This is a genomic window from Desulfovibrio sp., from assembly GCA_016208105.1.
Classification (GTDB): Bacteria; Desulfobacterota; Desulfovibrionia; order Desulfovibrionales; family Desulfovibrionaceae; genus Fundidesulfovibrio.
Genome location: JACQYS010000012.1, coordinates 21,476 through 35,302, shown reverse-complemented (window position 1 = coordinate 35,302; position 13,827 = coordinate 21,476). Strand labels below are relative to the sequence as shown.

Below are 13,827 nucleotides of genomic sequence, written 5' to 3'. Positions count from 1 at the left end.
CCTTGGGCCCTTGATAGGCTATGGTGTTGCCCATGGACGCATACGACCGTAAAATTCTGGACATCATTCAATCGAAGTATCCGATTGCCGCCAGGCCTTACGCTGAAGTGGGCGCGCAGCTTGGGCTCACCGAGGCTGAAGTGCTGGCCCGGGTGCGCGCACTCAAGCAGAAGGGCGTCATCCGCCGCATCGGGGCCAATTTCCAATCCAACAAGCTGGGGTGGCAGTCAACGCTCTGCGCGGCCCGGGTGCCGGAGGATCAGGTGGAGTCCTTCGTGGCCGAGGTGAACCGCCATCCCGGAGTGACCCACAACTATCTGCGACAACACTCCTACAATGTGTGGTTCACCTGCGTCGGCCCATCCATGGAGGCTGTCAGGGAAACCCTGGGCGAGATCTCCAGGGCAACGGGTATTTCCGTATTGAACCTGCCGGCAGAGAAGCTCTTTAAAATAAAGGTCGATTTCGCCATGGAGGAGTCGTGATACTATCCCCTTCACTGCTCTCGTCCGATTTTGGGCGTCTGGCCGAAGAGCTGGCCGCACTTGAGGCCGCTGATCTCAAATGGGTGCACTGGGACGTGATGGACGGGCTTTTTGTACCCAACATCACCATCGGTCCGCTGGTGATCAAGGCGCTTCGCAAGCGTTCCAAACTATTTTTCGACGTGCACCTCATGATAGAGCGCCCGGAACGCTACCTGACCGAATTTGTCGATGCCGGCGCGGATCTGGTGTGCGTGCATGCCGAGGCGACCATGCACCTTGAGCGCGCAGTGGCTGAGATTGCCAGACTCGGGGCGAAACCAGCCGTGGCGCTTAATCCGGCCACTCCCCTCGACATGGTGGAATATCTTCTGCCACAGCTCTCCATGGTGCTGATCATGAGCGTGAACCCCGGCTTTGGTGGCCAGTCGTTCATACCCTTTAGCCTGGAAAAGATTCGCAGACTCAAATCCATGATCCAAAAACAGGGTGCGCAAACCCTGATCCAGGTGGATGGCGGGGTTACGGTGGAGAACTGCGGGGAGTTGGTCCAGGCCGGGGCGGATGTCTTGGTCTCAGGTTCAGCCTTCTTTTCTAAGCCTCCCTATGGGCAAAGGCACCGAGCATTTCTTGATGCCGCAGCCGGAGCTGGTGAGTGACCGACGTAGCTGGGCGGATCCGGAATCATTTCAGGACGGCGTTCAACCTGCCGGATGAAGCCATTGAGCGGCTCACGGAAACGAGCCGGACAGCCCTTGTCGAGGGTTTTGCAGCACTGAGCATCTCCCTTGAAGCTTCAGATTCAAAAGAAGCCGCCCGATGGGCGCACAGCCTGAAGGGAACTCTTCTGAACGCCGGCCTGGCCCGGATGGCCGAAGAAATTGGCGCAATCGAGAGGGGCCTGCTCAGCGGTAATGCCAAAGAGGCGGGTGAGAAATTGGATGCCTTGCAGAACGGCTTACGCGGCTTCCTGAATGGGCACTAGCCAACCATTCCCCCCCATGGTAAGAGGCGCGGGCCTTCTCTAAGTCCCCAGCGGTGGATTTCAAGTGAACTATTCTCGCATATACGTAGCGGGCCACAGGGGCCTCGTGGGTTCGGCCGTAGTGAGGGCCCTTGCCGGTTGCGGCGGGGTTGAGGTCATCACGCGCACCCGGGCCGAGCTTGATCTCACGGACCAGGCTGCTGTACGCCGCTTTATGGCGGACGTGCGGCCCCAGGCCGTGGTGCTTGCCGCCGCCAAGGTGGGGGGCATCCGCGCCAACGACGCCTACCCTGCAGAGTTCGTCTGGAACAACTGCATCATTCAGTGCAACGTCATTGATGCGGCTTATCGCAACGATGCCGAGAAACTGGTTTTTCTCGGCTCCTCGTGCATCTATCCGAAATTCGCTCCCCAGCCCATGCGCGAGGAGTGCCTGCTCACCAGCGAACTTGAACCCACGAACCAGTGGTATGCGGTGGCGAAAATCGCGGGGATAAAGATCTGCCAGGGTTACAGACGCCAATACGGCTTCAATGCCATAAGCCTCATGCCCACCAACCTGTATGGCCCGGGCGACAATTTCGACAAGCTCAACTCCCACGTGCTGCCGGCGCTCATGCGCCGCTTTCACGAGGCCAAGGTCGCGGGAGCTCCCAGCGTGACCGTTTGGGGTACGGGCAACGCCAGGCGGGAGTTTCTGCACGTGGACGACTGCGCCAAGGGCATTGTGTGGTGCATGGAGAACTACCAGGGGGAGGATATCCTCAACCTGGGCACCGGACAGGACGTGACCATCAGGGAACTGGCCGAGACAGTGGCCCGGGTTGTGGGCTACAAGGGCGAACTGGTCTTTGACGCCACCAAGCCCGATGGAACTCCGCGCAAGCTTCTGGACGTCTCGCGCATCAATGCTCTCGGTTGGCAGGCTTCCATCGGCCTGGAAGAGGGTGTGGCGGACACCTACCGCTGGTTCCTGAACCATCTGGACAGTTTGCGCACCGAACCCCGCTTCGACGGATAACAATACACATGCGATTCAAATCCATTGTCCTGGTCAGCCACGTGACGGACCTTTCAGGCCCTTCCGAGGCGGTGGAGAATTATCTCAAGAGCCGGTCGGACAGGCTGGGCGTAATCTATCACCCCTTCCACTACTGCGCCGACCGCCGTTCCCGCCTCAAGGAGTATCGCGATGGTCGTCCGACTCGCGAGCTTCGCCAGGGAGGATGGAACCTCCCCCCCCTGCTGACCTACGTGAAGGATGCGCTGTTTTCCTTAGTGTATTTCTTCAGGCTGGGAGGACGCTTCGACGTCTTCCTCGGAGCAGACCCCCTGAACACGGTGGTCGGGGTGCTGCTCAAGTGGCTGGGACTGACGAAATTCGTGATCTTCTACACCATCGACTGGATGCCGGAGCGTTTCTCCAACAAGGTGCTGAACGCGGTCTACCATTGGCTGGACCGTTTCTGCGTGCGCCACTGCGACGCGGCCTGGAACATCTCGCCACGCATCCAGGATGTCCGCCGCTCTCAGGGCCTGCCGGATTCCAAGAACATCCTGGTGCCGGTTGGTGTGGACCTGGAAAAGATCGACCTGCCGGACAAGGCCGGGACAAACCCTTCGGAGCTGGTGCTGCTTGGAGCTTTGGCCCCGTCCAAGGGAGTTGATCTGGTCATTGAGGCCTTTCCCAAGCTCAAGGAGCGCTTCCCGCAGCTGAAGCTTCACGTGATAGGCAAGACGCCCCATGACGCGGTGGAGGACGGGGTGGTCTACCAGCCCTACGAACCTCGGCTGGCCGCTCTGGGGGAAGACGTGATCCTGCACGGCGCCAAGCCGCACGACGATGTGCTGCGCATGCTGCCCGGTTACGACATAAGCCTGGCCCTGTACAAACCCTCGCCCAACAATCTTTCCCAGTGGGCTGACCCCAGCCGCGTCAAAGACTACTTGGCCTGCGGCCTGCCCGTGGTCATCACTCCGGTGCCCGAGATCCACAAGGACATCGCTTCCCGCAAGGCGGGGTTGGTCGTGGAGTACGACGTCGAACCCTTGGCCGAAGCTATAGGCCAGATGCTTGCCGACCCGGAGGGATGGCGGGCCATGCGAGCCAGCGCTCTTGAATACATGGCTTCTTATTCTTGGTCTTCCATCCTGGACAGGGTGTTCGGCGAATCTTTCAAGGCATAGTGCATGCGTGAACCGGTGAAGATGCTCCTGGCCGCGGCCGCAGTGACCGCCCTGGCGTGGGCCTCCTTCTCCGGGGTTCTGGCCAGGCCGGGCCTGGTAGGCCATACCTGGGATTGGGGCATCCCAAGTTTCGCCGAGCAGTTCCGCTCCATGGCCGAGCACCATTTCTCCACCTGGGACGCGTACTTCGAGACCGGCCGCTACCACTATTTCAAGCTCGAACTGCTCTACTGGCAGCTTATTACCCCCCTGTCCGTTATCGGCGGGGAATGGATGTCCAAGCTCCTGCCGCTTTTTTTCGTGACGGTTTCGGGACTGGCCATGCTCCCCCTGGCCCGCAGGCTCGGTCTCAATTGGTTCTATTCCACGCTGGCAGCGGTCTTCTACAGCCTTTCACCCTATACCTTCAGCCGGGTTGTGGCCGGTCACATGCCCATGCTAGCGGGCTTCGCCCTCATCCCTCTTTTGCTCTTGGGCTTTTTCAACCTGGTGGCGTCCATCAGGGAGAAGGGGCGTATCTCGGCGAAACTGGTCATTGTCTGCGGCCTGCTCTTGGGTCTCACCTCCCTGCATCCCAGTGTGGGCGTGGGCTCCGTGGCTATGCTCTGTCTGCTTGGTCTGTATTATCTGGTCAGGGGGCCGGGCCGGGGCCGTCTTCTGGTCGCGGTCGGGTCCATCTTCGCCCTGGCCATGTTCATGAACATCCATTTCATGGCTCCGTTCCTGGCGGACTATCTCGGCAAGGGAGCCATCCGTCACGGGTGGGGGCTGTCGGCCTCTGCCAAGGGCGATGTCACGGTGGACACCGAACTGCCCATGCGCGAGGGATTCCACCAGTCCACCAGCCAACCGGTAGATGCTGTCATACGTCTTGACTTACGTCCTGGCATGGATACCGAATACGCTTTCCCGGCCCCAGGGGGCATGCGTCTGGCCTGGATAGCGGCGTCCATGGTCCTGGCCGGGATGGCCTTGTGTTCATTTCTGGCGCGCCGAGGCAGAGACGAGGTTCCCGGGCTTTTCGTGGTGGCGGTCACCGGTGTGCTCCTGGTGTGCGGTTCCCGGACCCCTTTCGGAATCGTCTTCTATCAATGGCTGCTCAAAGGGTTCGTGCCCATTCTTTTTGCGGCTTTTTCCAACACCACCAGATGGCTGCCGCTCATTGTCACAGCGTATGCCCTTCTTGCCTTCCAGCTGCCCCAGGCCTGGGAGGAGAGAGGGATCAGGCGTCCCTGGCTGCTTCGGCTGGGCATGCTCGCCGTGGTTCTTGTCTTCGTTTCTCCATATCTGGGGCAGAAGCTCCTGGATAATTCTCCGAAGGACAAGATCCCCCAACCGCTCACCTTGAAGCAGACTCCCATACACCCCGAGGATGCGGCGGTTTATTGTTTCTTGCGAGACCAGCGGGCGGGCTTCCGGGTGGCCTATCTCCCCCCGGTGGGCATCAGCTGGCCAGGGGACTCCCTGTATGGTTATGAGTGGTCCTCGGCCTACTCGCCGAAGCCGTTTTTCCTGGCCTTTTACAACAACCCCCTGGGCAACGAGATAATTAAGAGCATGTTTGCCGAGCAGCCGAGTCCCCACCTGGACAGGCTCTTCGGCTTGGCGTCGGTCAAGTATCTCGTCTATCCCCGGTACGATTTTTTCATTTCCTACCAGGACTTTCAGCCCGGTTACCGGGCAGAACCGGTTGTGGACGGGTTCAAGAATTACAAGCCTGTTCTGGACAAGGCCTTGGCCCAGCAGGAGGGACTGGTTCTGGAGCGCCGCTTCGAATCAGTTGACCTCTACCGAAATCCGCTGGCTGCGCCCTACGTGATGGCGGCGGATCAGCTGTTGGCCGTGGCCGACGCCTCGGGCAACGGGGCCGACCTGGTGGCCGCTACGCTGCCCGACGCGGTGGGCGTGGACTTGTATAGGCCAGGGCAGACCCTGATATCCGCGGGCAACGATCCCCGCTTCCTGGCTCTCTTGGGACAGGCTATGGGTGAGAGTCGTGACAGGGCCTTTCTTTCGGACCGCTCAGGCAAACGCCAGGCGCTTTTGTACCGGGGCAAGGCCTACCAGCCCCCTGCTGTGGAGTTTCGCAGGGTCGGCCCCACCACATGCGTGGTCAGGCTCTCTGGAGTAACGCAAGGCTTCCCGCTTCTTTTTCAGGAGACGTTCCACCAGGGTTGGCGGGCCTACCTCGTGCCTCTCGAGACGCGTGACTGGCCAAAACCGCAAGCGCTCCTGCCTGAATATAAGATATTCGCTGACAACGAGGAGGACCAAGCCGGACCGGTGGAATTGGCTGATTTCATCGCAAAGGGCTGGGTAAGCACCCTGGGCGACGGAGGGCCGAAGACCAGGAGCACTTCTCAGTACGGTCCAGGCGGAAAAGTGGTCAAGACCAGAACCGATACCTACCAGGTGGATTTCGTTTCCAGGCGTTTTGTGACCAGCCTGCAAAACGATAATCTGCCTGCCCCGCCCATGCGAGCGACCTGGAACGAGGGCAACATTGATCCTGTGGGGTCGGACAAGACGGACTTCAACCCTCTCCTCCCTTCTTCCTGGCGGTCCGAAGGTGCGGATTCGGGCAAAGCTATGCCCTGGCCCGAACTCCTGCACTGGCAGGCCGGTGGATTCGCCAACGCCTGGTGGATTGAGCCCACAATCGTAAAATGCCTCGGCAAGGATGCCAGCCGCTATGTCCGGCCCAACCCCTCGGGAGGGGTGGATATGGACTTCATCATCGAATTCAGGCCGCAGCGGTTCTATATTCTGGGCCTGGTGGTGTCCGGCTCAACGGTGGTCTTGGCCCTTCTGGCGTGGGGAATTCTGCAGGCCAGGGATTGGGCGTTCAGGAGAGATTCTCGTGGCTAGGATGGGCATCATTCCGGCTGATCGTCCCCGCTGGCCATGGACCATGGGCATTACGCTCTTCGGCCTGCTGGCTGCCCTGGCCTGCATGCGCTACCTGGCGTTGCGCTCCACGGTGTTCGACCTGGGAGTGTTCGTCTGCAACTTAACGGCCATGAGCGAAGGCGGTGAATGGTGGAGGGCCTTGAACGGGCATATCCAGCCCGTGCTGTGGGTCTACTCCTGGATGATAAGGCCCTTGCCGGACTGGCTTGCTCCTCTTGGCCTCATGGTCGCCCAGGCGTTCATGCTGAGCCTGCCCTTGCCGTTTCTGGCCTGGCGGTACGGCGTGTTCACCGCACTGGCCTATTTCGGTTACTTTGCTGTCTGGCATAACGGGCTTTTTGATTTCCATCCGGATCACTTGGCTATTCCGATCAGCTTATGGTTTTTTTTCCGGGTACAGGACGAGCGCCCCTGGGCGGCGGCTTTCGCCGCGCTGTGTCTGTGCTTCATCAAGGAATCCTTCGCCATTCAGGCCGCAGCCTGCGGGTTGTACCTTGTTTTCCAGCGCCGTGGCGGAATACCTGGAATGGTTGTTTTTGTCGTTGGCCTTGCCTGGTTCTGGCTCGCCACGGCCAAGCTCATCCCATTCTTCACCATGGATAGCGGAGTGGGTGCGTCCGCCGGGGCATTTGCCTGGATTGGCGGCAGCTCCGTGCTGGGAAAGATCTGGTTCGTGATTACCCATCCGCTGAGCTCTGTTGGGCATGTGCTCGGGGATGTGAAAAAGCTCAAATACCTTGGGGCTTTGCTTGGAGGGTTGGCGTTTCTTCCCCTGCTTTCCCCTGGGCCGCTCCTTGTGGCGCTACCGACCTTGGCCCTGTCGCTTCTTTCCACCCGTCCGGACTATTATTCCATCGCCAACCACTATACCGCCGGTTTGGTTGCTCCCTTGATAATCGCTTTCGCTCAGGCCATCCCCCTGGCCACGGAAGTGGTACACGCCCGTAGAAACCGGGTTGATCGGTGGGCTGGTATCTTGTTTCTGACACTCTTGGCCGGGCACATGACCTTGTCGCCGTCGCCGTTGTCGGTCGGTTTTTGGAAGAACGGGGGGTTCGCCGGCTATTGGCCGGATGCGCGCGACACCCGTATAATAAGGGCCATGGAGAGCATTCTGCCAGACGACCCCGGTGTGGTGGTCGTCACCCAAAATAGCCTGAACTGGGGGAAGGCGGTTTCACGCTATTTCGCGAACAGTTTTCCTTTGGCGGTATTCGAGCCGCATCTGGCGCAGAATTCGGGGCAGGCCACCAGGGCCGACTTCAGACGATTTGTCTTCACTGGAATTAAGCCGGATTTTCCGGTCACGCAGAGTCTGGCCGAATATGTGGTTCTGGACCTCAAAAGACCCTGGTTTGTTGTGGACCTGGGGTGCGGATGGCAAGGCGGCGTATGCCGCGACCAATCCGTAGCCGGTTCTTTCCTGGCGTATGTGGAAAAAACTCGCCAACTCTTCGACACGATACATGAGGACGATGGGTTCTTGATCCTCAAGCGGAGACAGCCATGACGCCGTGGTTGTTTACCAAATCGGAGAAGAGTTTGGCCCGGGAAGGTCTTTCGAAAAAGACAGTGATCCCTCACGGGTTTCTTGCAAAGACGATGAGGCTCTGGAGGCGCCTGCCCCTGGCGTTTCTTCTGCTTGGTTTGTTGACGGGAACTCTTCATTCGGCCCAGTTCGAGGCGCGGCAGTTGGCCCTGCCTCCATCGCTTTGGACTGGGGGGGCCACGTCCGTGAAAGGAGACGTTGCAGGCCGGGTGTCCATGCGTAAGGTGAAGTATTCCCGGGTCCTTTCTGAACGAGGCTTGGAGCTTCCCAAGGAGGCTGCAAGCTGGTCCGGTCAGGCAGGTGTTCGGCGCATGGACTTGGTCAGGCAGGCTTCTGGGGTTACTCTAGGCGGAGTAAACGAAGCCAGGCTGGACTACCTTACCGCAGACCCGGGCAAACCGGGCTGTCTTGGCTTTGCCGTTGAATTGGCAGGGGGAGACTCGCCGGTGGTCTTCGTGTCCGATCCTCTGGAAACCGTGGATCAGCTCACCCCCGAGTGGGCCGACGGACAGGGGAGGGATATGGTGGCAGTGGCCCGCGCCGAGTGGGCTTCCAAAGGTGTCCGATACCAGTTGGGCAGATTTTTGGACCGAGAGCCGGACCAGGTGTGGAGATACTCCCAGGACGGCCTTTCGACCTTCGTGCAGCGCCGCTTCCGGAAAGATCTGCGAGATGTAGGGGCCTTGGACGTGGTATTGCTGCGAGGCCAGGACGTACAGGTAAACCTGGTGGTTTCCTTGGACCAGGAGGGAAAGGGAAAGACCGTTCTGGACTGGTATGCCATACCCAAGCGCACTTTCGAGCTGGGTGATGGCCGAACCATCCTGCGCCTGTATGTGGGGAGACATCTGAGGGACCTGGCCCCAGGGCGGAAAATGGTCCTGCTCAAGGAAATGGCCCTCATGTTTTTCAAAGAGAACCAGGACGATGTGGTCCGCTCCCGCAATGTGGAAAAGGTCATTTTCGTCCCATCAGGCTTGGACGCGAAGGCTACGGAAGCTGGTCTTCCCAGGAATCTCCCGGCCCGTGCCAGGGAGGTCTTCGCGGGCAGGGGAGAACTGGCGGCCAATCTCCAGGAGCTCTCCCAGGCCCCGTGGAAAGATATGCCGCTTGCGGGAGTGTCGGTGCTGCAGTCTCCCCAGGAACCCGCGACTGCTTTTGCTCAGGCCATTGAGTCGGCCAGACTGGTCAATGTGGCTCCGCGCCGGGATGTCCCGGCCCTGTTGGCGGCCACGGCTGAGCGTTGCGCGAGCTTCGGGGCCGCCTTTGATATCGACGACCCAAAAGGACTGGTTGGCCAGTCCCCTTTGTGGGCTCTTGATTTTGGCCCTCTGGCGGGAAATGCCTCGGAATCCGGTGGCGTTGTCACTCCTGCCTGCACCCATAAACTATTTTCGTCTTCGGGGAGGCTCGGCTTCGTATCCGCTACTGACGGTTTGACGGTGGAGAGTTCCGGTGGGGACCTGATCCTGGAGACCGGTGGGGCATTCATTCCCGAACCTGGCAAGGAATACAGTCTGTGGCTGGAGTTGGGGAGGCTCAGGCAGGGGCTTGCTGGAGTTGAGGCCGAGGCCTATGGAGGCGGCAAAAGCGTCAAGGTGGCGGTAAAACCAGGCTTCCCGGCGGTATTCACCTCCCTTCCGGACAAGGTCGAAGGAGTCAGGCTGCGGTTCGCCGCTGGCGGCCCGGAAATGTCCGTAAGCCTGCGCCGTGCGGTGCTGCAAAGCTATGCCAAGGACGCGGCGCGCCAAAATATTTTCTCGGCACGTTACCTTTTTGACGAAACAAGACCCTTAAAGCCCGTACGCTCGGGTAACAGGGGGTTCTCTTTGGAGGTGCCGAAGGGGCCAGCGTTCAGTCCCCAGTGGCTTCTTTTGGATGTAACCGTTCCCCCTTGGTCCATAAATGACAAGCACCCCCAATTGGAGCTCTCGTTTGCTGGGAAACACGCTGTTATCAATATTTCATCCGCGTCTTCTCGGATAGCGGTGTATCTTCCGGGCTTGCAGGGTCCGGATGATCGTACGGAGGGGACGGACTGGCCAAGGATGTCGATCTCCCTCGCGGGGGGGAGAGCAGGGGCGGGGTTGGAGTGTTCAAACGCAGTGTTGTCCGGGCAACGTTTGGCCACCTGGCCGGAGGTGCTAGGGGACGAGCCCCTTCTTGAACTCGCCGGAAAGGCTCGGACACTGGACCATCTGGATTCAAACCAGGCCGCACGAATGGCGGCTCTGGCGAATTGGCTGCCCATGGGTGCCGCTGAAATTCCAGCCGGCTCGGCTTCGGTCAGGTTCATGAAAAATCCCTGGCTGGAAATGGAGGCGCTTCTTTTATCGAACGTCTCAGGGCCGGAGTTGTCAAGCCTGGGCAAAAAGTCGGAAGCTGCTCCAGCCAGACCAGGGAAAAGTGGGAAATGGGTTTTGGTGTTGACCGCGTTGACCGGTGCAACTCTTCTTTGGGGAGCGGTGCGTAGGGGCTACCTAGCCCGAGCGTTCGATATTCTTGCCGAGTGGCTGTCCCACTCGCATGACGCCAAGGGGCACCCTTTGCCCGTCAGGTTCTGGCTGATTGGCGGTGCGGGTGTCGTCGCGTCCGGATTGGTTCTTGGCGCAGAGACTTTTCGCATCGTTGGGATGTTGGGAACGACCCTGGCTGTTCCACTTTGGCGCGCTTTCAAACCCTGGCTGGAGGGACACCTGCCGATTCTGGCCAAGAGCACGCCGGTTTACTATTGCAGCGGCTTTCTGGCGACGGCCTCCCTGGCGGCACTCATCCGTATGGCGGGAATCGCAATGGTGTCCGAACTGCTCGGCCTGTGCGGCCTGTGGCTGTTCTGCGCCGCCCTGGCGACCTCCCTCAAAAGACGCTCGAACTCACTCGGGGGCACCTCGTGAAGCGGTTTCTCAAACAGAATTTTCTCATCCTCGTGCTCATGAACTCGGGCAACATCTTCAACTACCTGTTCCAGCTGACTGCCGGCCGGGCCATGTCGCCGGACGAGTTCGGCAGTTTCAACGCACTCAACTCCTCCACGGTTATTCTTGCGGCTCCAATGGGGATCGTACCGCTTATCATGGCTCGGTTCACGGCCGGTTTCGCTCTGGAAGGGATGGGCCGGGTGAGAGGGCTCTTCGGCAAGGCCATGAAGCTGTCGGTACTGGCAGCTTTGGCGGCTGGCGTGATTGGTTTGGCCTGCGCCTCGCTGCTCCGGGATTTTCTCCACCTGGACTCGATCGGACCGGTGTACGTGATGCTGGGTCTTGTGGTGTTGTCGCTCATGGTGCCGGTCCCCTGGGGGATGCTCCAGGGCTTGCAGCGTTTCACTGGATATGGCTTGGCCGGAGCCAGCAACGCCTGCATCCGCTTCGCGGCAAGTCTGGTCCTGCTGACTTGGTTGGCCCAGGGCGTGACCGGGGCCATGCTCTGCGGCTTGATAGGCATCTTGTTTCAGGCGGGCATTGCTCTCCTATTTCTGAAGGACATCTTCCCCATAAAGCCGGACCCCCTGCCTCATGGGTTCCATAAGGAAGTGGGGAAGTACTCCCTGGCCATGGTCGTGAGTTCCGTGGTCACCATGTGTCTCAATAACCTGGATCTCGTGCTGGTGCGCCATTTCTGCCCTGGCAACGACGCCGGACTCTACGCCACGGCGGCTATCCTCGGGCGCATTGCGTTTTACGGCCCTGCTGTACTGATGAGCGTGCTTTTCACGGAGGCAGCCACGGCTAAAGCCAGCGGGGAGGATGGCGATAAGAGTCTGTGGATGTCCGTGGGCATGACGGTACTCCTGGGCGGCGGATTCGCCTCGGTATGCGTGGCATTTCCGGAGTTGGTGATGCGTCTGCTCTTTGGGGCTCAGTATGTGACAGGAGGCCCCCTGCTGGCTGTGATCGCCCCGGCCATGGCCCTGTTGGCCACAGCCAACGTGCTCTTCGTCTACTCCCAGGCGCGCAACGAGTTCGGCTTCATGTGGGTGCAGGGTTCAGGGGTGGCGCTGTTCGCCACCATGGTCGTCCTGAAGCATGACAACGCGATGCAGGTAGCCTATATGCTGCTCGCATCAGTGGTCTTCATTCTGGTAGCGACTCTCATTTGGTTTTTCCTGAAGGTCCGTCGCGCAAATGCCGCGGTATAGAGGAGAGCAAAGGTGAAATGTTCCGCAGCTGAATTTTACAAGACGATGTGTTCGCTCACCCAGGCCATCCTGTACACCCGCTCCGGGAGCGAGAGCATGGATCTTGCTTCGGGCGTGGCCACTGGAGCCGAATTGATCCAAGAGCGCACCCAGGCAGGGAGCAAGCTCATGTTCATCGGTAACGGAGCTTCAGCGGCAATCTCCTCGCACATGGCAACGGATTTTTGGAAAACCGGCGGAATGCGGGCCATGGCTTTCAACGACTCATCGGGTCTGACCTGCATAGGCAATGATTATGGCTACCAGCACCTCTTTGAAAAACCCGTGGAAATGTTCGCCGACCCGGGCGACGTGCTGGTGGCGATCAGTTCCTCGGGCCGTTCGGAAAATATTCTGCGCGCGGTGGCTGCAGCCAGAAGCAAGAAGTGCCAGGTGTTGACCCTGTCCGGCTTTGAGCCGGACAATCCTCTCCGGGCCCTTGGGGATGGCAACTTCTACGTGCCGGTTCAGTCGTATGGGCAGGTAGAGGTACTGCACCACTCCATCTGCCATTGTCTGTTGGACACCATCGTGGCTACGCGAAGGGGATAGTTCCTAGCCACTGAAGTCTTGCGCCGTACGTGGGAAAATGCCTGTATCAACCCGAGAGCAGGTGGCTGCTGCTTGCGTCATTGCGCACAGTACGGTTACCATGATTTCAGGCGGGACATGTTCCCGCTGTGATTGATCCGAGAGGGGCAGGCGAAGCGGCACAAGTGTTCGAACCAAAGGCTCGGGGAATGGGCAGAGAGGCTACCATACGCTCTGAGATGGAGAGCATTGACGAGGAGACGCTCAAATGGCTCCTCGAGTTCTCCACCTGGAAGCGGCGAAAGACAGAGAATCCCTCGGACGTCAACATCAGGTTTCTGCTCGAGTATATGGCCAAAAGGCTCTATGATTACTATTTCCTCCACCGCAATTACGTTCATCTGGTGCCCATGCTGGAGGCTTACGGAGACGAATTCGGCAACGTTGAAGGCTTAAGCAGGATGATCAAGGATCTAAAGGCCCGATTGTCAGTGGAGTGAGCCCGCTCGCAGTCGGACGATCCTTCCGGTGGCTCAATCCAGGTCCGGGCAAGTGGTGATAATTCCGGGCTGGCTTTGACCACCTTACGAGAGAAATCCGAATAAAAGGACGCAGATGCAAATGAGTTTTCCCGTGAAACGTCTGGCATTTGTCATTGCCGCCCTTGTATTCTCCGGCTGCGCGGCGCGTGGTCCCATGACCGATTCGGAGTTCTTGGGCTTCTGCCATTCCGCGGATAATCGAAGAGGGGGCTGCGACAGCATTGCTCTGTGCGACTCCTACCTGCATGTGGTGGGGGCGCCGCAAGCGGGTTTTCAGCCGTGCATGGCCGGGTGCGAGGAGGTTCGCCTCAAATTGGCGGCTACGTATAGGTCTGGAGCTTGTGCGGGTGTATTGCGTAACGCCAACGACTGGTGCAACAGGTACTGCCGCACGCTTTTTCCCGACTAAGACAATAGCCCTTTCGACAAACGCGCTTTAAGATTCTTAATTAAAGCCCGCCCAA

12 protein-coding genes are annotated in these 13,827 nt (G+C 59.4%); all 12 read left to right on the top strand.

Features of this window, described 5'->3' with window-relative positions; all coding sequences use genetic code 11:
* Nucleotides 1–32: 32 nt before the first annotated feature.
* The 12 genes from HY795_06875 to HY795_06820 all read left to right on the top strand — a co-directional run bounded on the left by HY795_06875 (nt 33) and on the right by HY795_06820 (nt 13,772).
* Complete coding sequence (locus HY795_06875; protein ID MBI4804942.1) at nt 33–485, top strand: Lrp/AsnC family transcriptional regulator; 453 nt, start codon at nt 33–35, stop codon at nt 483–485.
* Nucleotides 482–1,144 (top strand): ribulose-phosphate 3-epimerase, encoded by a 663-nt coding sequence (rpe, locus tag HY795_06870; protein MBI4804941.1) that lies wholly within the window; start codon nt 482–484, stop codon nt 1,142–1,144. Before HY795_06875 ends, rpe begins: the two co-directional genes overlap by 4 nt.
* Nucleotides 1,141–1,470, top strand: coding sequence for an Hpt domain-containing protein (locus tag HY795_06865; protein ID MBI4804940.1), 330 nt, complete (start codon nt 1,141–1,143; stop codon nt 1,468–1,470). The genes rpe and HY795_06865 overlap by 4 nt, the downstream gene beginning before the upstream one ends.
* A gap of 64 nt (nt 1,471–1,534) precedes the next feature.
* Nucleotides 1,535–2,491: a GDP-L-fucose synthase gene (locus HY795_06860; GenBank protein MBI4804939.1), complete on the top strand. Its 957-nt coding sequence runs from the start codon at nt 1,535–1,537 to the stop codon at nt 2,489–2,491.
* Nucleotides 2,492–2,499: 8 nt separating this feature from the next.
* Complete coding sequence (locus tag HY795_06855; GenBank protein MBI4804938.1) at nt 2,500–3,657, top strand: glycosyltransferase; 1,158 nt, start codon at nt 2,500–2,502, stop codon at nt 3,655–3,657.
* Between the two features lie 3 nt (nt 3,658–3,660).
* Nucleotides 3,661–6,525, top strand: coding sequence for a hypothetical protein (locus HY795_06850; GenBank protein MBI4804937.1), 2,865 nt, complete (start codon nt 3,661–3,663; stop codon nt 6,523–6,525).
* Nucleotides 6,518–8,077 carry a DUF2079 domain-containing protein gene (locus HY795_06845; GenBank protein MBI4804936.1) on the top strand — a complete coding sequence of 520 codons (1,560 nt, stop codon included), beginning with the start codon at nt 6,518–6,520 and terminating at the stop codon, nt 8,075–8,077. Before HY795_06850 ends, HY795_06845 begins: the two co-directional genes overlap by 8 nt.
* Entirely contained in the window at nt 8,074–11,010 is a 2,937-nt protein-coding gene (locus tag HY795_06840) for a hypothetical protein (protein ID MBI4804935.1), read from the top strand. The genes HY795_06845 and HY795_06840 overlap by 4 nt, the downstream gene beginning before the upstream one ends.
* The gene (locus HY795_06835) at nt 11,007–12,251 is read left to right on the top strand and encodes a polysaccharide biosynthesis protein (GenBank protein MBI4804934.1); all 1,245 of its coding nucleotides are present in this window, start codon (nt 11,007–11,009) and stop codon (nt 12,249–12,251) included. The genes HY795_06840 and HY795_06835 overlap by 4 nt, the downstream gene beginning before the upstream one ends.
* Before the next feature lie 45 nt (nt 12,252–12,296).
* Nucleotides 12,297–12,842: an SIS domain-containing protein gene (locus tag HY795_06830; GenBank protein MBI4804933.1), complete on the top strand. Its 546-nt coding sequence runs from the start codon at nt 12,297–12,299 to the stop codon at nt 12,840–12,842.
* Nucleotides 12,843–13,030: 188 nt separating this feature from the next.
* Nucleotides 13,031–13,321 (top strand): hypothetical protein, encoded by a 291-nt coding sequence (locus tag HY795_06825; protein ID MBI4804932.1) that lies wholly within the window; start codon nt 13,031–13,033, stop codon nt 13,319–13,321.
* 121 nt (nt 13,322–13,442) lie between these two features.
* A complete protein-coding gene (locus tag HY795_06820; protein ID MBI4804931.1) occupies nt 13,443–13,772 on the top strand; it encodes a hypothetical protein in 330 nt (109 codons plus the stop codon).
* Nucleotides 13,773–13,827: the final 55 nt, after the last annotated feature.

Coding starts and splice junctions, on each gene's coding strand:
- HY795_06875 (MBI4804942.1), top strand. CDS start 33: ATGGACGCATACGACCGTAAAATTCTGGACATCATTCAATCGAAGTAT.
- HY795_06855 (MBI4804938.1), top strand. CDS start 2,500: ATGCGATTCAAATCCATTGTCCTGGTCAGCCACGTGACGGACCTTTCA.
- HY795_06850 (MBI4804937.1), top strand. CDS start 3,661: ATGCGTGAACCGGTGAAGATGCTCCTGGCCGCGGCCGCAGTGACCGCC.
- HY795_06840 (MBI4804935.1), top strand. CDS start 8,074: ATGACGCCGTGGTTGTTTACCAAATCGGAGAAGAGTTTGGCCCGGGAA.
- HY795_06830 (MBI4804933.1), top strand. CDS start 12,297: ATGTGTTCGCTCACCCAGGCCATCCTGTACACCCGCTCCGGGAGCGAG.
- HY795_06825 (MBI4804932.1), top strand. CDS start 13,031: ATGGGCAGAGAGGCTACCATACGCTCTGAGATGGAGAGCATTGACGAG.
- HY795_06820 (MBI4804931.1), top strand. CDS start 13,443: ATGAGTTTTCCCGTGAAACGTCTGGCATTTGTCATTGCCGCCCTTGTA.